This window comes from Vibrio hyugaensis, assembly GCF_002906655.1.
GTDB classification, from domain to species: domain Bacteria; phylum Pseudomonadota; class Gammaproteobacteria; order Enterobacterales; family Vibrionaceae; genus Vibrio; species Vibrio hyugaensis.
Genome location: NZ_CP025794.1, coordinates 494,991 through 516,633, shown reverse-complemented (window position 1 = coordinate 516,633; position 21,643 = coordinate 494,991). Strand labels below are relative to the sequence as shown.

Sequence of the window (21,643 nt, the reverse complement as noted above, 5' to 3'; positions counted from 1 at the left end):
CATTAGCGATTTCCAACTTTCACTCCACAGCGCTTAAATAAGCCTTTCCAAAATTGCACATGCTTCATTGTTTCTTGGCGAAACTCTTCATGTGCTTTTTCAATACCATAACTAGTGCCATGTGCCTGCATTCTTTGCTCAATAAGGCTGATCCCGCCGTCGAGTTGCTGATAGGTGCTGTCGAGGTATGCCATATATGGTTGTACCTCAGCAACGTAAATCGATTGGAAGACGTTTCTCAAATAACGAAATTGTGTGGAATCGCGATTCGCACCACATTGAAGGCGGTCTTGATTCGCTTCAAGTATCTGTGTGGTATGACGTAACCAATTAGAAGCATCAACCAACGTGTAATAGAGTCGACCGACAAGGCGAGTTTTTTCGATCTCTTCCTGATAGTTCACCAAGGTGATATCTGGCAAGCGAGAGATCGTGCGATAGGGCGTTTGGTACATTTCATTGAACACCAAAAAAGCATCTCTCACATGAGCAACGTGATCTTTGCTGTCATGGGAGAGCCAACTTGACCCCGTGAGTTGTTTTCGCATTGCGTCACTGGTGAGCAGAACATTGTCTAGATGTACGGCGAGGTGATGCCACTTTTGGTCGTACAACCCGTTGAGCTTGATGCTCTCCTCATCGCTTAAAGGAAATTGGGTTAAGCAGTCGTTCATCGTTCGTAGCAAACTGGTTTGGTAGTCAAAATCGTAAAAAGCATCTTGAATCTTACCGAGCTGAGAGTTTTTCTCTGCAAGCAAATTGAATAAACCGCACTGACGGAGTTGATAGCTTTCTAGTAATCCTAATGAAAGACGAGGCAACTCTTGCAAGAGTTCTCTTTTGTCTGGGATGGTGATAGAAGGGGGGTCGTTAACATCGGAAGCAGAGACATCCAGCACGTTCGCAAGGCGCTGATTGTATTTTTCGAACACTGCTTTCTCTGGGGCGAACCATTTGTTACACCCACTAAGCAGCGATGTTGACAGTAGTACAGCCGAAGCAATGACCCGTTTTCTCACAGCATTTCCTTTTAAATCATCTAGTACGTATACCTCCGAGGGCGTTACAACGATCAAAAAACCAGCGTTTGCTCTCGCTATTTTTTACTCCAAGAACCCATTGATAAGTCACTTTATTTCAATACGCCGAGGGTTTTTAACTTGCGATAAATCGTGTTGCGGCTCAAACCTAACATACGGGAGGTTTTGCTGATGTTGCCTTGGTTCGCTTGGTAGGTTTTCACCAACTTATCTTCTACAGTAGAGCGCATATCTTTCGCTTTGAACGTGCCTACATCTCCAACAACGTTTGTTTGGCTTAGCTTCCTCGCTAAATGGTTAGGAACATGACTGAGATCGAGTTGCGGTTCTCCTTGTGCCATCAATGCAGAGACTTTTATTAAGCTGTCGAGCTCACGGAGATTCCCCGGCCAACCATAGCTCAGCATCAACGACAGTAAGTGAGGGCATATGCTTTGTTCAGTCTCAGAGTGACGGCGATGAATGTTCTCAATCAGGGCTTGTTTATCGCTGCGTTCTTCAAAGCGGGGCAATTCAACAATCAGGCCATTGAGTCGGTAATAAAGATCTTGGCGAAAATCACCCATCGCAACAAGCTGTTCTAAATCCTTGTGTGTCGCAGCGATGATTTGTGTATCGACTTGGATGGTCTGGTTAGAGCCGACAGGCAATACGGTCTTGTCTTGGAGTACATGCAGCAAGCGGCTTTGTGCTTCAAGCGGAAGGTCTGCAATTTCATCTAAGAACAAGATGCCTTTGTGCGCTTGGCGAATCTTACCCTGGTAGCCTTTGTTGTTTGCACCTGTGAATGCGCCCGCGACGTAACCAAACAGCTCTGATTCGACTAAATCTTTTGGGAGTGCGCCACAGTTCACTGATACCAAAGGACCATTTTTTCGTTGGCTGTTTTTGTGTAGTGCTTTGACAAACTCATTCTTACCTACGCCTGTTTCGCCGAGGATCAACAAGCTAATGTCTTTGTCGATAATGCGATTCGCTTGTTGCCAGCAATGTTCGACATTGGTATCGCCGTAATGAAGATCGTTAGAAGCAGAAATTGAACGAGATTGAATTTTCTTGTCTGACAGTGGTTGAGTTTTAAATACTAAAGATTGGTTGTTGGCAGAGTCGTCGAGTATTGATGCTAATGACCGTCCAACAACGTTGGTTTGATCTAAAAGCTGTGAGGCAACTTGGTTATGAGCCAGTATCTGACCTTCTTCATTGGCGATAATAATGCCTTGCCAACCACTATTCAGTAGTCCTTGCTCACAGGCTAAATCAACTCGAATGTGTCCTTGAGGGATTTGGTTTAGAAGCTGATTTTCCACTTTCTGAACCATGTTTTGAACCAATACCTGCGTTGAAAAGTCATGTTTCTTCTGCTCACTGGTGATGTCCAATACACCAATCAAATTTCCCAGATGATCGAAAAGAGGGCTGGCAGAGCAACTAATAAAGCGATGTTGCTGGATAAAGTGCTGATCACCAATCACAGAAATGGGTTTCGCCTCTACTAATGCCGTGCCAATAGCGTTGGTCCCTTTGAGTTTTTCTTGCCAACAAGCACCAGAGCTGAGCGCTATCTCAGTGAGTTTTTCACGGAATTTGGGTTGCCCCCAGCTACCAATGATCACGCCTTCGGCATCAGTCAATATCAGTCTGCTATCGCTGTGGGCGAACAGTTGATTAAACAAAGGTAGGGCGAATTGCTTGACTGCATCGATTAAGAAGCTGAGCTGGTGGCGTCGGCCCTCAAGGAATGCGGAAGTCACGCGAATATCATCAGGTTGACGTCGCTGTTTTAAACCGGCTTGCTCACTTCTATCCCAAGACGTTGAAAGCCAATTGTTGTTGGTAATGTGTTGAAGTTCCATGACTGTACCATTTTGTCACAGTGAGGGTGTGCCATTTTGGAACACTTGAACACTGGTGTTCACACCATACATCCGCTCAAACGTCACTCACTTGGTTTGTTATCGCTTGGTAATCATAGTTTTACATTTAATTAACAACAAGACGTGCGTTGTTGGCATGTGACTTGAGTGTTGTTCTTACAACAAGACCGCGTTAAACACTCGGTTGTTTAAAACAAAAACTGAACGAGAACAAAAGGAAGAGCTATGATCTATGCACAGCCAGGTAGTGAAAATGCCATCGTTAACTTCAAATCGCATTACGACAACTACATCGGTGGCGAATGGGTGAAACCGGCGGGTGGCGAATATTTTGACAATACATCGCCAATCAACGGCCAAGCGTATTGTCAGGTTGCTCGTTCTGGTGAGGAAGACATTAACCTCGCATTGGATGCCGCGCACGGCGTAAGAGCGCAATGGGCGAAAACCAGTGTCACTGAACGTGCGAACATCCTCCTGAAAATTGCAGACCGTATTGAACAAAACCTTGAAGAGCTCGCAGTGGCTGAAACGTGGGAAAACGGCAAACCCGTTCGTGAAACGTTAGCGGCGGACTTGCCTTTGGTTGTGGACCATTTCCGCTACTTCGCAGGTTGTATCCGCGCTCAAGAAGGCAGTGCAGCCGAGTTAGATGAACATACCGCAAGTTACCACTTTCCCGAGCCAATTGGTGTGGTTGGTCAAATCATCCCATGGAACTTCCCAATGTTGATGGCGGCTTGGAAGATTGCACCAGCCCTTGCCGCGGGTTGCTGTATTGTTTTAAAGCCAGCGGAACAGACTCCAACATCGATTCTTGTTTTGATGGAAAAAATTGGTGATTTGATTCCTGCGGGTGTATTGAATGTGGTGAATGGCTTTGGCTCAGAGGCTGGGCAAGCATTAGCAACCAGCAATCGCATTGCAAAATTGGCCTTTACTGGCTCCACCGAGGTGGGTAACCATATCCTCAAATGTGCGGCAGAAAATCTCATTCCATCCACTGTTGAGTTAGGCGGTAAATCGCCTAACATCTACTTCCCTGATGTGTTCGATCACGAAGACGAATACCTAGATAAGTGCATTGAAGGGACACTGCTTGCGTTCTTTAACCAAGGTGAAGTCTGTACCTGTCCATCTCGTGTGTTGGTGCATGAATCTGTGTACGACAAGTTTATCGAGAAAGTCGCAGAACGTGCCAAGACCATCAAACAAGGTAACCCACTAGATACTGATACTCAGGTGGGCGCTCAAGCCTCGCAAGAGCAGTTCGATAAGATTCTAAGCTACCTAGAAATCGGCCGCCAAGAAGGAGCAAAAGTGGTGTTCGGTGGTGAGGTCGCCAAACAAGAAGACGATTTGGAGCAGGGGTACTACATCCAACCAACGCTTCTACAAGGCCACAATAAGATGCGTGTTTTTCAAGAAGAGATCTTTGGTCCAGTTATCGCTGTGACTTCTTTTAAAGACGAAGCAGAAGCTTTAGCGATTGCCAATGATACCGAATATGGCTTAGGGGCAGGCGTATGGACGCGTGATCAGAACCTTGCTTATCGCATGGGACGCAACATCGAAGCAGGGCGTATTTGGATCAACTGTTACCACGCATATCCAGCGCACGCGGCATTTGGTGGTTACAAGAAATCAGGCATCGGCCGTGAGACTCACAAGATGATGCTCGATCATTATCAGAACACGAAAAACCTATTAATCAGCTACGACGTTAATCCGCTAGGGTTCTTTTAAAAATCGGTATTTTCAAGGCAACAAGAAAAAGCAGCAATAACAGAGCCTCGAACAGTTCGAGGTTCTGTTTATTGTGTGGTGGGGTGAAAGAGTATTCATATTTTCTTACTGATCAATGCCTTCCAGAGTCTGGGTCTTATTTCCAGTATGTGATCTTGAACGTTATCAGCTTGTTAACGCTTGCTATACTTATCTGGCCATAAACAAAGGAAATAATAAGGACGTTCAATGTTAAAGCTCAAGCAAATTGCTGTCGCGGCTTCTCTGGCTGCATTAAGTACAAGTTTTGCAGTTTCTGCAAAAGACACGTTCGTGACGATCGGTACGGGCGGTGTAACTGGCGTGTACTACCCAACGGGTGGTGCAATTTGTCGTTTGGTGAACAAGTCACGTGCTGATCATGGCATTCGTTGTTCGGTAGAGAGTACCGGTGGCTCTATCTACAACATTAATACCATTCGAGCAGGCGAGTTGGATCTCGGTATCGCTCAATCAGATTGGCAGTATCATGCTTACAACGGAACCAGCAAGTTTGAAGATAAAGGACCATTTAAAGAGCTGCGAGCGGTTTTCTCCGTTCACCCAGAACCATTTACGGTTGTGGCTCGTAAAGACGCCAACATCCAATCGTTTGATGACCTAAAAGGTAAGCGTGTCAACATTGGTAACCCGGGCTCTGGCCAGCGCGGAACGATGGAAGTGCTGATGAAAGAGTACGGTTGGAGCAATGACGATTTCAAACTGGTGTCTGAGCTAAAAGCATCAGAACAGTCAAAAGCGTTGTGTGATAACAAGATTGACGCAATGATCTACACCGTAGGCCATCCAAGCGGTGCCATCAAAGAAGCGACTACATCTTGTGACAGCAATATCGTCACGGTTGCAGGCCCACAAGTGGACAAATTGGTGGCAGACAACAGCTTCTACCGCATCGCAAATGTACCAGGCGGCATGTACCGCGGTTCTGAAAGTGATGTGCAGACCTTTGGTGTAGGTGCAACGTTTGTCTCTTCAACCGCAGTGCCAGATGAAGTGGTGTACAACGTAGTAAAAGCGGTATTTGAGAACTTTGATGATTTCCGCCGTCTACACCCAGCGTTCGCTAACTTGAAGAAAGAAGAGATGGTGAAAGACGGTCTATCAGCGCCGCTTCACCCAGGTGCTGAGAAGTACTACAAAGAAGTGGGTTTGATTAAGTAACCTTGTTTTAAAATAGAAGCTTCAAACCATGAAAAAACGCCATCGTATTTTGCGATGGCGTTTTAGTTTGTTTAGAGTGAGCCCTCAGTTAGGCAAATATTTGGACTGTGAGCTAAAAATAAACATCAATAAAGAAGTAAACAGTAATGGCAATAGAAGAGAGGGCTACAAAGCCTTTTACGTGGCTTGGATTCAGCTGACGAGACACACGCGCTGCCAAGTAACCGCCGACTAATGTACCAACCATGACAACGCTACCTTTGGTCCAATCGATTGAACCGTTGGCAACAAAAATCACGATGGCAATCAGGGAAACGCAGGTCGAAACGAGCAGCTTAAGCCCGTTCATTAAGTTGATATCTTGGTGTCCTGCAACCACTAAATAACTCAACACGATTACGCCCAATCCGGCATTGAAGAACCCACCGTAAGCAGAGACGCCAATCAAAAGAAGACTCAGTGCAATCACACCCAGAATGCCGGCGTGTTTGGTCTCTTTGGTCAGTGACTTAATCAATGCAGTTATGTGTGAGCCAGTTAAAAAGAGCACGGTTGCGAATAATAGTAGCCATGGAATCGCTTCAAGAAAAACAGATTCTGGCGTATTCAGCAGAAGGTAAGCACCGACAGCGCCACCAATCAAACTGAAAGAGATAGTGAAAGCCAGCTCTTGCTTGTTCTTCATGATTTCTTCGCGAAAGCCGATTGCACCACTGATGTAGCCTGCGCAAGAAGCATAGGTATTCGTTGCGTTTGCGATGATAGGAGGCACGCCAACCGCCATCAATGCAGGGAAGGTAATGAAGCTACCACCACCGGCGACGGAGTTCATGATCCCACCCACGACGCCTGCAGCAAACAAGAGAGCAAATTCCAGCAGCATAAAAAGTCCTTTTTTGTTCTTATAGTTTTGTTTCTGAACGGTTAACACTACGCAACTCACCCAAAGAAATAAAGTAGCGATTAGTCCAAGAAAAAAGCCACCGCAGAGGGTGGCTTGGTTTCAAAGGTCTATCTTGAGGGAGAGATAGAATGCTTATTGCTCAACTTTCACTGGCTGCGCTTTAAGCTTTTGAAAGAGTTTTACAAACAGTGGGCTGCCAAGTACCAATACTGCAAGCACCGTGAATGTCAGTGTGATTGGGCGTTCCCATAGGAAGCTCAGTTCACCGTCGGAAATCATCAATGCACGGCGGAGGTTTTCTTCCATTAATCCACCAAGGATAAAGCCAAGCAACAGCGGTGCGAGAGGGAAGTTTGCCAACCTTAGTGCGATGGCAGCCATTGCCACAAGTAACATCACAAACACGTCCATGGTGTTGAAAGAAACCAGATACACACCCGTGATGGAGAAGAACAGAATCATCGGCAACAACACGGTTCTTGGTACTGCCAACAGCTTTGAGATGTATGGAATCAGCGGTAGGTTGAGAATCACCAACACAATGTTGCCGAAGTACATGGAGATAATTACCGACCAAAATACATCTGGGTGCTCAACGAACAGACGAGGACCTGGTTGAATACCGTAAGCGATTAACGCTCCTAGCATGATTGCGGTTGTACCAGAGCCCGGAATACCAAGGGTCAAAAGAGGAACGAAAGAACCACTTGATGCTGCGTTGTTCGCTGACTCCGGAGCGACCAAACCTCGAATGCTGCCTTTACCAAACTGCTCTTTTTTATCTTTTGGAGCTAGGTTACGTTCCATGCCGTAACTTAAGAAGGCGGCGATGGTTGCGCCTGCGCCCGGAAGAACACCAGTAAAGAAGCCAAGGATTGAAGAGCGAATAGAAACCGGTGCTACTTCTTTGATTTCTTCCTTGGTGACTTTCATCGAGCCAATGTTGCTCAGCTTATCTTGTTCCTCATCACGCGTATCTTCAGAAGGCTTCAAAATGCCCATCAAAGTTTCACCCAACGCAAAGGTCGCCATCGCCAACAATAGGAAGCTGAAACCATCCATCAAATCTGTTAGACCAAAGGTGAAACGTTCGACACCGACACCTTTATCGATACCGACGGTAGATAGCATCAAACCCAGAATGGTCATCATCCATGCTTTGATCACTTGTCCTTTACCTGCGAAAGCAGCCACTGCGGATAAGCCAAGTAGCATTAGCGCAAAGTAGTCAGAAGATTGGAAGCTTAACGAGACGTTAGCCAGCGCTGGCGCCGCAACAAGCAGCATGATTGCTGAAAGCGTACCGCCAGTGAAAGAAGAGTAAGCCGCCAGCGCAAGCGCTTTACCTGCTTGTCCTTTCTGTGCCATTGGGTAGCCATCAAACGCGGTGACTACCGTTGAAGAACAACCCGGCGCGTTGATAAGGATAGAAGACGTTGAGCCGCCAAACACCGCACCATAGTAAACACCTGCCATCAGAATCAAACCTGACGACGGATCTAATCCATAGGTGATTGGGATCATCAGTGCGATAGCAGAAATAGGACCAAGCCCTGGCAACATGCCGATAAACGTGCCGACAAAACAGCCAACAATCACCATCATGATGTTCATTGGCATCACGGCGGTGGATAATCCTTGTAGAATTCCATCTAACATAATTCAGTCCTTTCTTTTGACTACCAGATGGTGAAAATCAAGCCGGGCTCAAGGTAGATATCCAGACCTTGAGTAAGCAACAAGTAAAAGGCGATAACGAACGGAAAAGAGGCACCAAGCAGCACCGATTTGCGTCGTTCACCAAGTAGATAAAACCCAGCGAGTAAGAAAAAGCCTGTCGCCAAAACAAAGCCAAGGTAAGTTAAGCCAAGGCCGTAAAGCGCCATCAAAATAATAAAGGCAGCGAGCAGCTTCCAATTGAATGATAAGACCGCGCCACTTTGTTTATCTGGCTGACCTGTCACCAGTAGCATCAAAGCCAAGCCAATGCCCACATAGGTCAGAATGGTCGGTAAGGTGCGAGCGGTGAAGGGTTCGTATTCATCCCCGGGAAAGAGGGGGATTTGCGTGGTTTGGTAGCCATAGCATAAACAAAACAACAAAAAGATCATTGCACCGACACGATCGCGGCACAGCAAATTCTCTTTGGTAAAAATATTGGTTGAATGAGACATATCCAACTCCTAGAACAACAGGAAAAGACCGTATATGGGCGTTAATGAAGAAGGACCAAGTCATTAACAATTAAGCGCATCGCTGCTAGTCGACTTACTTAGTGTTTACCAATCAATAAACAAAGGAGTTTTTATTTGTCGAATATCGACAATGCCCATATACGGTGAAATTAGAGTGCAAATACAACTGGGGCTAGAGATAGCTAACCCCATAAACTCGGATGGGAGTTATTGCTTCTTAAGGAAACCTAATTCGCGCATTAGATCGCCCATTTGCTGCTCTTGCTCTTCTAGGAACGCGAAGAACTCTTTATCCGCTTTGTAGTTGTCAATCCAACCATTACGGTCACGAACAACTTGCCATTCGTCCGTTTTGTACATCTTGGTCAGAGCTGCGTTCCATTCATCGAGCTTGGCTTGGCTAGTGCCAGGAGCGGCAAAGAACCCACGCCAGTTCGCGAACACAGTCTCATTGCCATATTCTTTGAGAGTTGGGATATTTGGAGCAGCGTCCAGACGTTTTGGTGCCGTAATTGCCAGTACTTTTACCTGACCAGATTTCGACATCTCTAATACTTCGCCAAGACCTGTTGAAAGCAGTTGGGTTTCGCCAGATAGCAGTGCTGCCATTGCTTTGCCACCAGCATCGTACGCGATGTAGCGAACTTTACGAGCATCGAAACCTTCGCCTTTAAATGCTGCAGCAACCACTAAGTGATCCATCGAGCCACGAGCAGAACCGCCCGCAATTTTTACTTTACGTGGGTTAGATTCAAACTCTTTCACCACATCTTCCCATGTGTTGTACTTCGAATCCGCGGAAGTCACGATAGCGCCGTAGTCAGCAATGGTTGCGGCAACGGGTGTTAGATCGCGGAAAGATTGCGGGAAGATGCCAGTCAGTGAACGAACAACGATTGGGGTTGAGTTCACCATCAACGTATCAGGTTGGCGCTCAGCGGTTTCGATGAGGTGTGCAATGGCTTTACCACCACCTCCACCAGAGAGGTTTTGGAAAGAGACATTCTCAACGATGTCTGATTTAACCAGAACATCACCCGTGCCACGAGCGGTCATATCCCAACCGCCACCAGCACCACCAGGGATTAGGAAATGGAGTTTTTCAACATCAGCAGCAAAAGCGTGGAAAGAAAATGAGGCTGCAATGATGGATGCGGCGAGCGTTGGTTTGAGTACCTTTAACATGTTTCACGTTCCTTATGTTGGTGACTCTCTTGTTTTGAAGAGTCTTATTATTTGTTCTCCTAACGAGGTAGGGTGACTCGTTAGTGATGAGCTAAAGGTTAATAAGGTGTTAACGTGATGTCTCTAATGCGTAGATAAAGAGAATATTGAGTATAAACGACGTTTTGTTCATAAAGTTCACGCGCACTTTTATGTTGTGGTATCCGGATGAATTGAACCTTGCTCACAGCGGTAAACTTTCTAAATGAGCGATACTGATGGGTAATAACAAGAAACAGGAGAGAAGAATGAAGTTTATGTGGTTAAAGGTATTGCTGACGGTGGTGGTGTTCGCAGGCTTGTTTTTGATTGTGTATGAGCAAGTACAAAGTGGTGTGAGCTAGTCACACAAAAGCCGAGACTCGCTCGGCTTCTTCTTTATTTTATATGTACGTTGTTTATTTGAGCATGTGTACTTTTGGTCACTTGATCATATGTACATAGTTATAAAACTCGACATCGCGTACGTAACCGTGTTTCTCATACACAGATTGAGCGGCTTCGTTGTCTATGCCTGTGCTTAACATAACAAAGGCAGAGTCGGTCTCTTTCGCCAGTTGGTCTGCTTGTTCCAATAAGCGTTCACCAATCCCTCGTTTTCTCTGGGATGAATCCACATACAAATCGTAGAGAAGCCAAATCTTTTTCATTTCTAACGAACAGAAGAGTGGATAAAGCTGCGCAAAACCAAGCGTCTGCCCACTTTCATCAGTCGCGTAGTACACGACTGATTCTTCATTCTCAATACGAGCTTTGATAAAAGCCTCGGGGTCTTTACCTGAAACATCGACTTGGTAGAACTCAAGATACTTCAGGTAAAGAGGGGCAATTTTCGCAACGTCATTGGCGTTTGCTTTTTTCACAACGATCATAATAAAACCTCAAAGGCATACAGGATGTTAGCAAGCATACGCCTAATGCGCTGGGAGGCTTTCCGGTAATCTAATCTCTCTAAAATGATGAGCTAGCAATAGTTGTAGAATTTACTCACTTTCAGCTCATCCATGGCCACAATGCCTTCTACATCGAAAGCCGTGAAGGGACGATGAATATTGACAAAACAGCCTGAATCTCGGATTTGTTGTAGGGATTTTTCCTTACCTAAATAGACCAGCAATGAGGGTGTTTCCGTCGAGCCCATATTGGCAAGATTGAACCCATCGATTTCCATTGCATTCACCACGTTAAAATCATCCAACGCGAGTGAACCCATTCGAATATAAATGTCATGGTCTGACAGTTTTGCCAACGGTTCCTTTTCAACCCCTTGTATTTTGGCTTTGGTCATCACGACCTCATTGGTGGCATGAAAAGCACCAACGAAAGCTTCTAGGGTATTGATTCGAGCCTCGCGTTGCATTTGCATCATCTTAGGTGCAGAAAACAGTCCAATGATCGCCAGTACCACAACCGCAACCACCACTTCCGTTAGGGAGAATCCTTTTTGTTTCATAGCGATTTCTTATAAATGGGGAGTAACACAAAAGAGGCGTCATAGTAGCGAGCGAGGTGCTCGGTATAAATTTGAGATGAACGATTATTTCAACAGTTGAAGCCTATCAATGAACGATAAAGCTCATTTAAACACCAAAGCTTGAGCTATATAGAAAAGTAACAGATTGACAAGATAAAGAATTTTCATGAATGTAATGGATTGGGTTAATTTTATCGTGATATGCATCGCATATTGGTTATCTTCTCATTTCTTTTCTGACCGAATTAATAACTAGAAAATTCATTTCTGTGAATGACTGTCTTATTTGTTAGATCGTTTTATACGTAGATTTTGCAAAATTGATAGCAAACATTACGTTGTATCAGTCTACGCTTATGTATGGGTTAATTTAGTATTTTGATATTTAATGGTGATGTAATTCCGAACAATTTTGTACTTTTCGGTGATATTGGGGCTCGAGAATGAAAGAGAGTGTTGAGCTAAATAGTAAATACTCAATCAAGTTCATTGTAAGTAGCATGTTTATGTTCGTAACAGCGTTTACGGCTATCTTTGCTATGGGAATGCAGTATTACTTCGGACAAAAGATGTCCCAAGAACACGTCATTTCCAAATTGAGCTCTGCAGCTGCTGATGTCAGTGAGTACATTCATCAGGTTGACACAAACGCGACAAACAGCACCAAAATGCTAAAGAACTTTCTTTCTATGGCGGATCATGACTTCTCCGAAAAAGAAATCCTCACTTTGTTTGCACAGGTCTTGGAAGAAAATCCCTTTATACAAAGCTTGTATGTAGGGAATGAGAACGATGACTTTTTCCAAATTATCAATCTAAGAACATCGGAGACTATTCGTGACAAAATGGATGCAGAGGTGCCAGACCGTTGGGCAATCGCTAAAGCTTCTGGAGTAGGAGCAGAGCGTCAGATGGTGGTCTCTTATGTTACCGAAAACTTTGAGGTAAACAGAACCGTTGTAAGCAAAAGCAGCTTTTACCCGACGCGTCGACCTTGGTTTATCAGTGCGAAAAATACCGGTGTTTTCAAAACTGAACCGTATCTGTTTAAGAACATGAAAGTGACGGGGCAGAGTTATTCGATACGCAATGGCGATGATGTGATTGGCATCGATATTGAACTTTCTACGTTAAATCAAAAGATCATGCCTACCGCGCTCGGTATGTCTTTGGATAGTGGTGCAGAATCGTTCATCTTTAATCATAAAGGCGAGGTCATTGCTTCCAATATCGATTTGCATCGAGATGTCGAAATTCCTTCTTCAGCCCCACTTGAACTCAACGAGGCACAAAAAGCCGTAGTGATGAATGCGCCGGCTCTCATTGTGTCTAACCAGAATGATTGGGGCCCTTATGACTTCTCACAAGCAGGCGAACCCCAAGGTTACGCTATCGACATGTTGAGATTGATTCAGAAGAAGACCGGACTAAAGTTTGATTTTGTTAATGGCTTCGAATCTTCTGTATTAGCCCACAAATACATCAATGGTACTATTGATCTATTGCATTCTGTTTCTGGTGAACGTCGCCAATATGGTGAACACAGCGACCCGATGTACAGTGCAGACCTTGCCATTGCGGTAAAAGTGAATCATCCATTTCCTAAATCGCTAAAGGATGCCAATCAAGAGTCAATTGGTGTCGTCGCTGGATTTGGGATGAAGGAGTGGCTGCTTGCTCAATATCCTGAGCTTAATATTGTCGAGTTTGAAAGCTTAAGCGACGCAAAAGACGCATTGCAGAAAGAGATGGTTCCTTATCTCGTTGATACCTTTTTGACATTGGATGAGCTCAATGGCTTGGAGCGCGTTTCATCAATTAATGTCAACAAGCTAGAAGAGAAGCCAATTCCGTTTCACCTTTACTTGAACCACACTCATGAGAGCTTGTTGGATATTATTAACCTTGCTTTGAAAGCTATTACACCAGAACAGCATCAGGCACTTAAAGATAAATGGCTGACTTCAAACCAGTGGCGAGGGACGTTTGTCCCTTACCCTAAGGTATATCAGTTAGCAAAAGACGCTTCTGCACATAACTTGATGACTAGGAGAATAATAGAAGGTAAGCCGAGTTATGTTTATGTGACGCCTATTTCAACCTCTCGCGGTGGTGATGATTATTTTGCTGTAGTGATCCCCAAAGAAGTGGTTACTGAAGCCGTTATCAAACGGCTGGTGAATTCTTTGGTTTTTACTGCTGTGGTATTGATTGCGTTGTTTCCGTTAGCGTGGCGTCTTGGTACACCAATGACTCGATCCATATATGCTTTGAAAGCAAGAACCACTGCGATTCGAGAAAGAAGGTTCGACAAAGTAAAACCGGTAGAGACTCAAGTAAAAGAAATCAGCGAGTTGTCAGATTCGATGATGGATATGGTGAGTGTGATACAAAGTCATGAGCAGCAGCAAGAAGAGTTTGTTGAAGCCTTCATTCGCCTTATTGCACAAGCGATCGATGACAAGTCACCATACACCGCAGGGCATTGTAACCGAGTACCAGAAATCGGCATGATGCTGGCGGAAGCGGCTGAAAAATGTCAAAGCGGCAAATTCAAAAACTTCGCCTTCCAAAATGACGCGGAGCGAAGAGAATTCCGAATTGCTGCTTGGTTGCACGACTGCGGTAAGATCACGACGCCAGAACATATTGTTGATAAAGGTACCAAGCTTGAGGCCAACTACAACCGCATTAATGAAATACGAACTCGATTTGAAGTGTTAAGACGTGATGCTGAAATTAAATACTTAACCGCTTTACTGGAGGGTGGCGTCAATCCAGAAGAAGCAAAAGCTGCGTTTGACAATAAAGTCGCGCAACTGAATCAGGACTTCGAGTTTGTGGCGAGCGCCAATATTGGTGGTGAGTTTATGAGCGACGACAAAGTTGCGCGTATTAAGAAAATATCGGAACAGACTTGGCTACGTTACTTCGATGATCGCTTGGGTTTGTCGCCATTTGAAGAAATGAACAAGCCTGCGTCGAACACGCAACTGCCGGTCATGGAAAAGCTATTGGAAGACAAACCAGAGCACATTATTAAGCGTATTCGTCCTGTTGAGTTTGCACCTGAGCATGGTATTCAAATGCAAGTGCCGGAGCATCAGTACAACATGGGAGAAGTGTACAACCTGACAATTTCTCGTGGAACGCTGACACCGGAAGACCGCTTTAAAATCAATGAACACATGATCAGCGGCATCAAGATGCTAGAGGCATTGCCGTTCCCACCTGAGCTAAGTAATGTACCGCGTTATGCTTCGACTCACCACGAGACGCTGAAAGGAACTGGTTATCCCCGTAAATTGAGTGCCGAAGATTTGTCGATCCCTGAGCGTATTTTGGTGATTGCCGATATTTTTGAAGCTTTAACCGCAGGCGATCGCCCTTATAAAAAAGCGAAGCCTGTCAGCGTTGCGATCGATATCATGCACAAAATGGCGCTGGATGAGCATTTAGATATGGATCTGTTCATCTTGTTTGTGGAAAGTGGGGTGTACCTGGATTATGCGAAGAAGTTTATACCAGAAACGCAAGTGGATGAGGTCGATGTTCAGAAGTATCTCTCTAACTGAAAATACAGGCCCAAACTAAACCTTCACCAAATGACTTTGTTAAGAGCGATACATTGGTATCGCTCTTTTTAGGTTTAGGTTGAATTACTGTTGAGAAAAATTCAACTGAATCGCAGGTTCTTGGTGATGCATCCAACGAAGTCGGATACCCAATAGGAAGGCGGCCGCAGATAGGCCAATAATGAATCCTAACCAGAAACCTTGCGCGCCCATTGGTTCAACAATCCAATCTGTGCGACCAAGAATGTAACCAATTGGAAGTCCCAATAACCAGTACGCAACAAAGGTACGGTTGAAGATTGCACGCATGTCTTTATAGCCACGTAGTGCACCAGCAGCGATAACTTGAACCGCATCAGTGCATTGGTAGATTGCAGCAAACAGCAATAGCACCATCGCTAATTCGATAACTTCTGGGTTATTCGTGTAAAGCAAGGCAATTTGCTCACGGAACAGAACCGTAAGAATTGCCGTCATCATTGCTAACGCTAAACCGACCATGACGCCAACGCGAGAAGCGACGCGTGCGCCATCGACGTTTTCTTCCCCAAGACGATGACCAACACGAATACTTACTGCGGCACCCACACTCATCGGCAGCATAAACACCAATGAAGAGAAGTTAATGGCGACTTGGTGCGCGGCTACGATGATTGAACCCAATGGGGAAACCAACAGTGCCACGACTGCAAACAGTGTCACTTCAAAGAACAATGCAGCGGCAACAGGGAAGCCGAGCTTAAACAGACGAATCTGAGCTTTCAGTTGTGGCTTATGAAACTCGCCAAACAGATTGATGCTTTTTAGACGAGCAGACGTAGTCACATAAAGGAAAAGCAGCCCAAACATCACCCAATAAACGATGGCGGTTGCGACGCCACAACCAACACCACCAAGGGCAGGCATACCAAATTTACCGTAAACGAAAATCCAGTTCAGCGGGATGTTCAACATTAGGCCGATAAAACCAATCACCATGGCGGGCTTGGTTAGCGACATGCCATCAGTAAAGCTGCGTAACGTTTGGAACAACAAGAAAGCGGGTACCGCAAAAATAACCGCGTGGATGTAACCAACGGTTTTCTCGGTCATCGCCGCTTCTACATCCATCAATCCAAGTATGAACTTAGTTTGGAACAAAACGCCGATAATAGGGATGCTGATCAACAATGCCAAAACGATGCCTTGTTGGATCTCAAAAGGAATTTTTACTCGACGGCCAGAACCATTTAATTGAGCGACAACAGGTACAAGGGCCATCAATAAGCCAACGCCAAACAGGATTGACGGTAACCAAATACTTGCGGCGACAGATACCGCTGCCATGTCAGTCGCACTCACGCCACCAGCCATGACCGTATCGACAAACCCCATCCCGGTTTGCGCGACAGATGCGATCAACACAGGGGTCGCCAGCTTAATAAGACTCGATGCTTCTTCTTTATAACGATGCACGAAATACTCCAGAGCGGAACAATAGATAGAATAAAAATAAGTTGAAAAGATAGGGAGTGTTCGAGGACAAAAGATGTGATGAACTGATCTGATGGTTGATTTTAGTCACTATAAGGTGAAAAAATGCCTCGGAGGAACTCCGCGCAGATGATAAACAATTGTATGCCCAGATGCCATACCCACAAGATAGGGATTTTTGGTTAATTGATAGACAATAGTAAAAACAGCTTGCGAATGTTCGTTCTGGCTATCAGTCGCTTCTAACAAATAGGTAAAGAGAATGTTTACAGGAATAGTTCAGGGTACGGCTAAAGTCGTTCAAATCGAAAAAAAAGAGCGCTTTCAAACTCACGTTATCGAACTTGAAGGCTCGTTAAGTGAAGGGCTAGAGATTGGAGCCTCGGTCGCACACAATGGTTGTTGTCTAACCGTCACTAAAATTGAAGGAACGCACATCAGTTTCGATCTTATGCAAGCGACCTTAGCTCTGACAAACCTAGGTGAATTGGTAGAAGGCGACAGCGTAAATATTGAGCGAGCAGCCAAATTTGGTGATGAGATTGGTGGCCACAGTATGTCTGGGCACATCAGTTTAATGGGCGAGATTGTTGATGTGATTGATACGCCAAACAACCGCACCATTTGGTTCGCACTGCCGCAAGAGTCGATGAAATATGTACTGGCGAAGGGGTACATCGGTTTGGACGGTTGCTCACTGACCATCGGCGAAGTCGAAGAGAATCGATTCTCGGTGCATTTGATTCCGGAAACCCTGCAAAGAACCTTATTTGGTACGCGTCAGATTGGAGAAAAAATAAACATTGAATTTGACCCGCAAACTCAAGCTATCGTCGATACGGTTGAACGTATATTAGCAGCAAAGCAGTTGTAAACGTTTACTTATGACCAGAAACAAGAAAGGAGCTTAACCGCTCCTTTTTATATTTTGTTTGGATGTTTACTTTATGTAGATGATTACTCGGGGGGATTAAAGCTCTCTATTCGTAGTTATCGTCAATGAACAATTCTACCTTTTCGTGCAACTCATCCACTTTCATGTTGAGGTGGATAGCGTGGCAGCACGCAGGGCAGTCGTCATAAAATTCTTGGTTACCATTACTTGCATCTAAAGTGATGCCGATAGAGTGCCCACAGTGAGGGCATTTAACATGTCTTTCAGTGTAATTTTGCATACAAAAACTCCTAGTATTGCAGGGCTTTTAATACTTTGTTGTCTCGAAAATTCAGCCCTTGAACACTCGTCTTCTCTCTGGTGCAGAGATACAAATTAAGTCGAGTTACTTTGAATATTAGGTGCTGTTGTTGCTAATTGAGTCGAAATAAGTACAAAAGTTGACCCCAAACTCATGATTGAGCTTGAGGCCTTAAACTAGGGTGATGTGCGTCGAATTTTTACATTCGGCAATGATCTTTCCCTTCCAGATCAATAACAAATAATCTTCTTAATTATCGATTGGGCCTGTTCAAGATAGTGACCTCCGAATAAGTTACAATGATTGAGGATGTGATAAAGGTTGTAGATGTCTTTTCGTTCGTCATAACCTGCGGGTAATGGCGCAACGGATTCATATCCTTTATAAAACTCAGGTTGGAACCCACCAAACAGCTCAGTCATCGCGATATCACATTCACGATCTCCCCAATAGCAAGCTGGGTCAAAGCAGATAGGGCCAAATGGCGTCAATGCCGTGTTCCCATTCCACAAATCACCGTGAAGCAATGATGGCTCTGGAGCGTGATTGGCTAAAAGCTGTTTCACAACATCAATAAAGTCATCGATATCGACGAGGGTCACACCTTTTTCTTTCAGCAACTGCAACTGCCAACCTATTCGTTGCTCAGAAAAAAAGACACACCACTTTTTATGCCATTGATTTGGTTGAAGGGTAGAGCCGATGTAATTATCGGAATCAAATCCGAACTCTTTCTGTTCTCCCCACAAATGTAAACGCGCCAGTTGCTGGCCAAACTTAAAGCTGTGCTTTACATCTTCAAGCGGTTTGGTTGGTAGGTAATTCAGGATCAAGAATGAGTGGGTTTTGGTTTTGCCCGCTAACACGACTTCAGGGACAAACACCGTCGAGGTTTCACGTAACAAGTGAAGGCTTTCTACTTCAACTTCGAACTTAGATAAAAAGTCTCGATCATTGAGTTTGACGAAATAGCGCTGTTCTCCGTCATTGATCATGTAACTCTCACTGATGTCTCCACCAGAGAGGCGTGTCTTCTCAGTGATTTGATATTCGAACATCAAGGTATCAGAAAGCTGTTGCGATATTGCTTGCCACATACAAAACCTCGCTTATCTATTTGACCAACAATAGTTTAGGATAAACGGCGGAAGATTGACGCGCAGTTGAGCAAACTTCGACAATAAAACTGCTGCATATAGTAGAAAATGTGCATAAGTGTGAATCATGTCGCCTATAACCCTATGATTTATGGACTTAACATATGGAGCTATTGGTATACAACGAGTATTATTATTTTTTTGACTTTAGTTCCATTGGTGGCATGAAAATACTGATTTGTGATGATTCGGCGGTAGCACGAAAGTTGATATCCCGTTCCATCGTACACGAAACATCATTGCACCTGATCGAAGCCCAAGACGGTTACGAAGCGTTGACGATTCTAGCGGAACAAAATATTGACGTTTTGTTTCTCGATTTAACGATGCCGATTATGGACGGGTTCGAGGTACTAGAGTCTCTACCGGTCAGCAATTATCCCACTCAAGTTGTCATCATTTCTGGTGACGTTCAGCAAGAGGCTAAACAACGTTGTTTAGATCTTGGCGCAATCGACTTTATCGCCAAGCCTCTGTCAGAAGAACAGGTTATCCCGCTATATGAAACGTTAGGGTTGCAATACGCATTTAGCTCGAGTGGAAATGCAGTGCCAGCCCCCGAAATTGAGATTACCCCTCTGGCGAAATTTCGTGAAGTTGCCAACATCGCGTTAGGTAAGGGGGCTGCGATTATGGCCGACCATCTTCATGAGTTCATTCAACTGCCAGTGCCCCACGTTGGTCCATTGTCGTATGGAGAACTGCATATGACGTTAGTGGACGTGATCGGTCGAGACAGTTCAGTTGCCGTTGCTCAGCGATTTGTTGGTGGTGGTATCCATGGTGAAGCTCTAGTTTGTTTGCGTGGCAAAGACATCAATCAAATCGGAGAGCGCCTTGGTTATTTGCTTGAGTTCACGCGGCACAACGAGATCATCCTAAATGTGTCGAATCTCTTGGTATCTTCATTCTTAACGTCTCTGGGTACACAGTTGGATAAGCAATTTTCGTTGCGCCAGCCTGCCATTATAGAAAACGTCATTCCATACAATGAAGAGAAGAGTGAATCTGGTGAACTCTTTACCATCGAATACACCTACATGGCAGAGGCGCTCGATTTTGAGTGTGAAGTTCTGTTTTTGATAGATAAATCATCCGTAGAAATCATCTATGAAATTATGGAGCTAATCTAATGTCCGAAATTACGCTGGATATAGCAGACTTTCATTGGGTTACCCAAATACTCGATACCATGGACTCAGGGCTCATCGTTTTAGATGAAGACTATAAAGTCTGCGTGTGGAACAGTTTTATGCAGTCTTACAGTGGCATACTATCGCAGAATATCCTCGGTGAATGTTTGTTTGACCATTTCCAAGATTTACCCCGAACGTGGCTAGAGACCAAGCTCAAAACGTCCGCGGATTTAGAAACTCGTTCATTTTCAAGTTGGGAAAACCGTCCATACCTTTTTAAATTCAACAACTTTTCGCCGGTTTCCAACAGCAGTCATTTGATGTTCCAAGATATTGTTATCACGCCTTTACGCTCGTTATCAGGGGAGGTGAGCCACATAGCCATTCAAATCAACGATGTCTCGGAAACCGCGCGTAATAGAATCCACTTAAGAGAAACCAACCAACACCTGTCTGAAATCAGCCGCAAAGATGGATTAACTGGATTATTTAACCGTGCTTATTGGGAACAGTCACTGAAGGAAGAATTCAATCAACTTAAAGTGATGGAAGGGGCGTGCTCACTGGTTATTTTTGACATCGATCACTTTAAAAAAGTCAACGACACCTATGGGCATCATACCGGGGACGAAGTGATTCGTCGAACGTCCAGTTTGTTGCGCAAAACCGCACGCAGTAGTGACGTTTGTGGACGCTTTGGTGGGGAAGAGTTTACCGTTTTATTGCCACATACCAACCAAGAACAAGCGTCCTATTTCGCAGAGCGTCTTAGAAAGCGAATTGAGCAAGAAATCGTGAAAGTTGAAGACTTTTTGATTAACTACACGATAAGTATCGGTGTTTGCGAGTATAAATCTAACTTTGAGAGTCACACACAATGGCTGAAGAGTGCCGATGCAGCGTTGTATCGCGCGAAAGAGAATGGACGCAATCAGACTTGTTGTCATCAAGACGACTAACCTAATTGGATAAAAATCATTCAGTTGGCGCATCAATGCTTGTTAATATGAAATAAGTTAATGAAATTTTCTCGGCATGTCTTACTATTGAAACTAATTCGCTTTCATCTTCGAAGGCTTGCATTAAACGGAGAAAAACAGTGGTTGTAGAAACCGATGGATATCTCGCTCTTATAGAGCACCTGTCACTTAACTTAGATATTTTCACGTCTGAAATTGGTGACACAGGATCAGAAAGCATCGAAGATGTCGTGAATGACATGGTGGCGTCGAACATCATGGCGATTTTCGAACAAAACCCAGAACTGCATTCAAGTGTACGTTTCAAGCTACTTAAAGAAGCGGATGCCGTCGTTGAAGACCTTGGCGAAGTGTTAGCTGGCGTTTGGGGTAAGAAAGCGACCAACGAGCAAATTGCATTCCTTGATGAATACATTGCGCTAGTGAAAAACTTATTTGATACCGCTGTCGCGACTTACGATTGAAT

At 44.6% G+C, this 21,643-nt stretch carries 18 protein-coding genes; 7 read left to right on the top strand and 11 right to left on the bottom strand.

Going from position 1 to position 21,643, the window contains the following annotated elements; translation table 11 throughout:
* Nucleotides 1–2: 2 nt before the first annotated feature.
* Both C1S74_RS03085 and C1S74_RS03080 read right to left on the bottom strand, forming a co-directional pair.
* Nucleotides 3–1,019: a DUF3080 domain-containing protein gene (locus tag C1S74_RS03085; protein ID WP_045401306.1), complete on the bottom strand. Its 1,017-nt coding sequence runs from the start codon at nt 1,017–1,019 to the stop codon at nt 3–5.
* Nucleotides 1,020–1,132: 113 nt separating this feature from the next.
* On the bottom strand, nt 1,133–2,896 hold the full coding sequence (locus tag C1S74_RS03080) for a sigma-54-dependent Fis family transcriptional regulator (RefSeq protein WP_045401303.1): 1,764 nt from the start codon (nt 2,894–2,896) through the stop codon (nt 1,133–1,135).
* Nucleotides 2,897–3,142: 246 nt separating this feature from the next.
* Here C1S74_RS03080 and exaC point away from each other — a divergent pair, with 246 nt between their 5' ends.
* Together exaC and C1S74_RS03070 are read left to right on the top strand one after the other, a co-directional pair.
* The gene (gene exaC, locus C1S74_RS03075; protein WP_045401300.1) at nt 3,143–4,663 is read left to right on the top strand and encodes an acetaldehyde dehydrogenase ExaC; all 1,521 of its coding nucleotides are present in this window, start codon (nt 3,143–3,145) and stop codon (nt 4,661–4,663) included.
* Between the two features lie 228 nt (nt 4,664–4,891).
* Entirely contained in the window at nt 4,892–5,863 is a 972-nt protein-coding gene (locus tag C1S74_RS03070; protein WP_045401297.1) for a TAXI family TRAP transporter solute-binding subunit, read from the top strand.
* A gap of 112 nt (nt 5,864–5,975) precedes the next feature.
* Here the strand turns inward: C1S74_RS03070 and C1S74_RS03065 are convergent, their stop codons facing one another.
* The 6 genes from C1S74_RS03065 to C1S74_RS03040 all read right to left on the bottom strand — a co-directional run bounded on the left by C1S74_RS03065 (nt 5,976) and on the right by C1S74_RS03040 (nt 11,639).
* A complete protein-coding gene (locus tag C1S74_RS03065; protein WP_045401294.1) occupies nt 5,976–6,746 on the bottom strand; it encodes a sulfite exporter TauE/SafE family protein in 771 nt (256 codons plus the stop codon).
* Nucleotides 6,747–6,899: 153 nt separating this feature from the next.
* A complete protein-coding gene (locus C1S74_RS03060) occupies nt 6,900–8,426 on the bottom strand; it encodes a tripartite tricarboxylate transporter permease (RefSeq protein ID WP_005451899.1) in 1,527 nt (508 codons plus the stop codon).
* A 20-nt stretch (nt 8,427–8,446) separates the two neighbouring features.
* Nucleotides 8,447–8,941 carry a tripartite tricarboxylate transporter TctB family protein gene (locus tag C1S74_RS03055; protein WP_045401291.1) on the bottom strand — a complete coding sequence of 165 codons (495 nt, stop codon included), beginning with the start codon at nt 8,939–8,941 and terminating at the stop codon, nt 8,447–8,449.
* Nucleotides 8,942–9,169: 228 nt separating this feature from the next.
* A complete protein-coding gene (locus tag C1S74_RS03050) occupies nt 9,170–10,147 on the bottom strand; it encodes a tripartite tricarboxylate transporter substrate binding protein (RefSeq protein WP_045401289.1) in 978 nt (325 codons plus the stop codon).
* Nucleotides 10,148–10,608: 461 nt separating this feature from the next.
* Nucleotides 10,609–11,058 carry a GNAT family N-acetyltransferase gene (locus C1S74_RS03045; protein WP_045401286.1) on the bottom strand — a complete coding sequence of 150 codons (450 nt, stop codon included), beginning with the start codon at nt 11,056–11,058 and terminating at the stop codon, nt 10,609–10,611.
* A gap of 92 nt (nt 11,059–11,150) precedes the next feature.
* On the bottom strand, nt 11,151–11,639 hold the full coding sequence (locus tag C1S74_RS03040; RefSeq protein WP_045401284.1) for a prepilin-type N-terminal cleavage/methylation domain-containing protein: 489 nt from the start codon (nt 11,637–11,639) through the stop codon (nt 11,151–11,153).
* 464 nt (nt 11,640–12,103) lie between these two features.
* Between C1S74_RS03040 and C1S74_RS03035 the strand changes: the two genes are divergently transcribed.
* Nucleotides 12,104–15,235, top strand: coding sequence for an HD domain-containing phosphohydrolase (locus C1S74_RS03035; protein WP_045401281.1), 3,132 nt, complete (start codon nt 12,104–12,106; stop codon nt 15,233–15,235).
* 84 nt (nt 15,236–15,319) lie between these two features.
* On the opposite strand, the gene C1S74_RS03030 is transcribed toward C1S74_RS03035, so the two are convergent.
* Nucleotides 15,320–16,690, bottom strand: a complete 1,371-nt coding sequence (locus C1S74_RS03030; protein WP_045401277.1) for an MATE family efflux transporter — start codon at nt 16,688–16,690, stop codon at nt 15,320–15,322.
* 280 nt (nt 16,691–16,970) lie between these two features.
* On the opposite strand from C1S74_RS03030, the gene C1S74_RS03025 reads away from it, so the two are divergent.
* Nucleotides 16,971–17,582: a riboflavin synthase gene (locus tag C1S74_RS03025; RefSeq protein ID WP_045401276.1), complete on the top strand. Its 612-nt coding sequence runs from the start codon at nt 16,971–16,973 to the stop codon at nt 17,580–17,582.
* A gap of 106 nt (nt 17,583–17,688) precedes the next feature.
* On the opposite strand, the gene C1S74_RS03020 is transcribed toward C1S74_RS03025, so the two are convergent.
* Together C1S74_RS03020 and C1S74_RS03015 are read right to left on the bottom strand one after the other, a co-directional pair.
* Nucleotides 17,689–17,883: a CPXCG motif-containing cysteine-rich protein gene (locus C1S74_RS03020; RefSeq protein ID WP_045401273.1), complete on the bottom strand. Its 195-nt coding sequence runs from the start codon at nt 17,881–17,883 to the stop codon at nt 17,689–17,691.
* Between the two features lie 251 nt (nt 17,884–18,134).
* A complete protein-coding gene (locus tag C1S74_RS03015) occupies nt 18,135–19,001 on the bottom strand; it encodes a fructosamine kinase family protein (protein WP_045401270.1) in 867 nt (288 codons plus the stop codon).
* Nucleotides 19,002–19,225: 224 nt separating this feature from the next.
* Between C1S74_RS03015 and C1S74_RS03010 the strand changes: the two genes are divergently transcribed.
* From C1S74_RS03010 to C1S74_RS03000, 3 genes are all read left to right on the top strand, one after another.
* Nucleotides 19,226–20,194: a response regulator gene (locus tag C1S74_RS03010; protein WP_045401605.1), complete on the top strand. Its 969-nt coding sequence runs from the start codon at nt 19,226–19,228 to the stop codon at nt 20,192–20,194.
* Nucleotides 20,194–21,156, top strand: coding sequence for a GGDEF domain-containing protein (locus C1S74_RS03005; RefSeq protein WP_038872706.1), 963 nt, complete (start codon nt 20,194–20,196; stop codon nt 21,154–21,156). The genes C1S74_RS03010 and C1S74_RS03005 overlap by 1 nt, the downstream gene beginning before the upstream one ends.
* A 140-nt stretch (nt 21,157–21,296) precedes the next feature.
* Nucleotides 21,297–21,641 (top strand): DUF3802 family protein, encoded by a 345-nt coding sequence (locus C1S74_RS03000; RefSeq protein ID WP_038875014.1) that lies wholly within the window; start codon nt 21,297–21,299, stop codon nt 21,639–21,641.
* Nucleotides 21,642–21,643 lie beyond the last annotated feature (2 nt).

Excerpts from the sequence above, each read along its gene's own strand:
- C1S74_RS03080 (WP_045401303.1), bottom strand. The coding sequence starts at position 2,896 with ATGGAACTTCAACACATTACCAACAACAATTGGCTTTCAACGTCTTGG.
- C1S74_RS03060 (WP_005451899.1), bottom strand. The coding sequence starts at position 8,426 with ATGTTAGATGGAATTCTACAAGGATTATCCACCGCCGTGATGCCAATG.
- C1S74_RS03070 (WP_045401297.1), top strand. The coding sequence starts at position 4,892 with ATGTTAAAGCTCAAGCAAATTGCTGTCGCGGCTTCTCTGGCTGCATTA.
- C1S74_RS03040 (WP_045401284.1), bottom strand. The coding sequence starts at position 11,639 with ATGAAACAAAAAGGATTCTCCCTAACGGAAGTGGTGGTTGCGGTTGTG.
- C1S74_RS03010 (WP_045401605.1), top strand. The coding sequence starts at position 19,226 with ATGAAAATACTGATTTGTGATGATTCGGCGGTAGCACGAAAGTTGATA.
- C1S74_RS03025 (WP_045401276.1), top strand. The coding sequence starts at position 16,971 with ATGTTTACAGGAATAGTTCAGGGTACGGCTAAAGTCGTTCAAATCGAA.
- C1S74_RS03005 (WP_038872706.1), top strand. The coding sequence starts at position 20,194 with ATGTCCGAAATTACGCTGGATATAGCAGACTTTCATTGGGTTACCCAA.
- C1S74_RS03020 (WP_045401273.1), bottom strand. The coding sequence starts at position 17,883 with ATGCAAAATTACACTGAAAGACATGTTAAATGCCCTCACTGTGGGCAC.
- C1S74_RS03045 (WP_045401286.1), bottom strand. The coding sequence starts at position 11,058 with ATGATCGTTGTGAAAAAAGCAAACGCCAATGACGTTGCGAAAATTGCC.
- C1S74_RS03035 (WP_045401281.1), top strand. The coding sequence starts at position 12,104 with ATGAAAGAGAGTGTTGAGCTAAATAGTAAATACTCAATCAAGTTCATT.
- C1S74_RS03055 (WP_045401291.1), bottom strand. The coding sequence starts at position 8,941 with ATGTCTCATTCAACCAATATTTTTACCAAAGAGAATTTGCTGTGCCGC.
- C1S74_RS03015 (WP_045401270.1), bottom strand. The coding sequence starts at position 19,001 with ATGTGGCAAGCAATATCGCAACAGCTTTCTGATACCTTGATGTTCGAA.
- C1S74_RS03050 (WP_045401289.1), bottom strand. The coding sequence starts at position 10,147 with ATGTTAAAGGTACTCAAACCAACGCTCGCCGCATCCATCATTGCAGCC.
- C1S74_RS03065 (WP_045401294.1), bottom strand. The coding sequence starts at position 6,746 with ATGCTGCTGGAATTTGCTCTCTTGTTTGCTGCAGGCGTCGTGGGTGGG.
- exaC (WP_045401300.1), top strand. The coding sequence starts at position 3,143 with ATGATCTATGCACAGCCAGGTAGTGAAAATGCCATCGTTAACTTCAAA.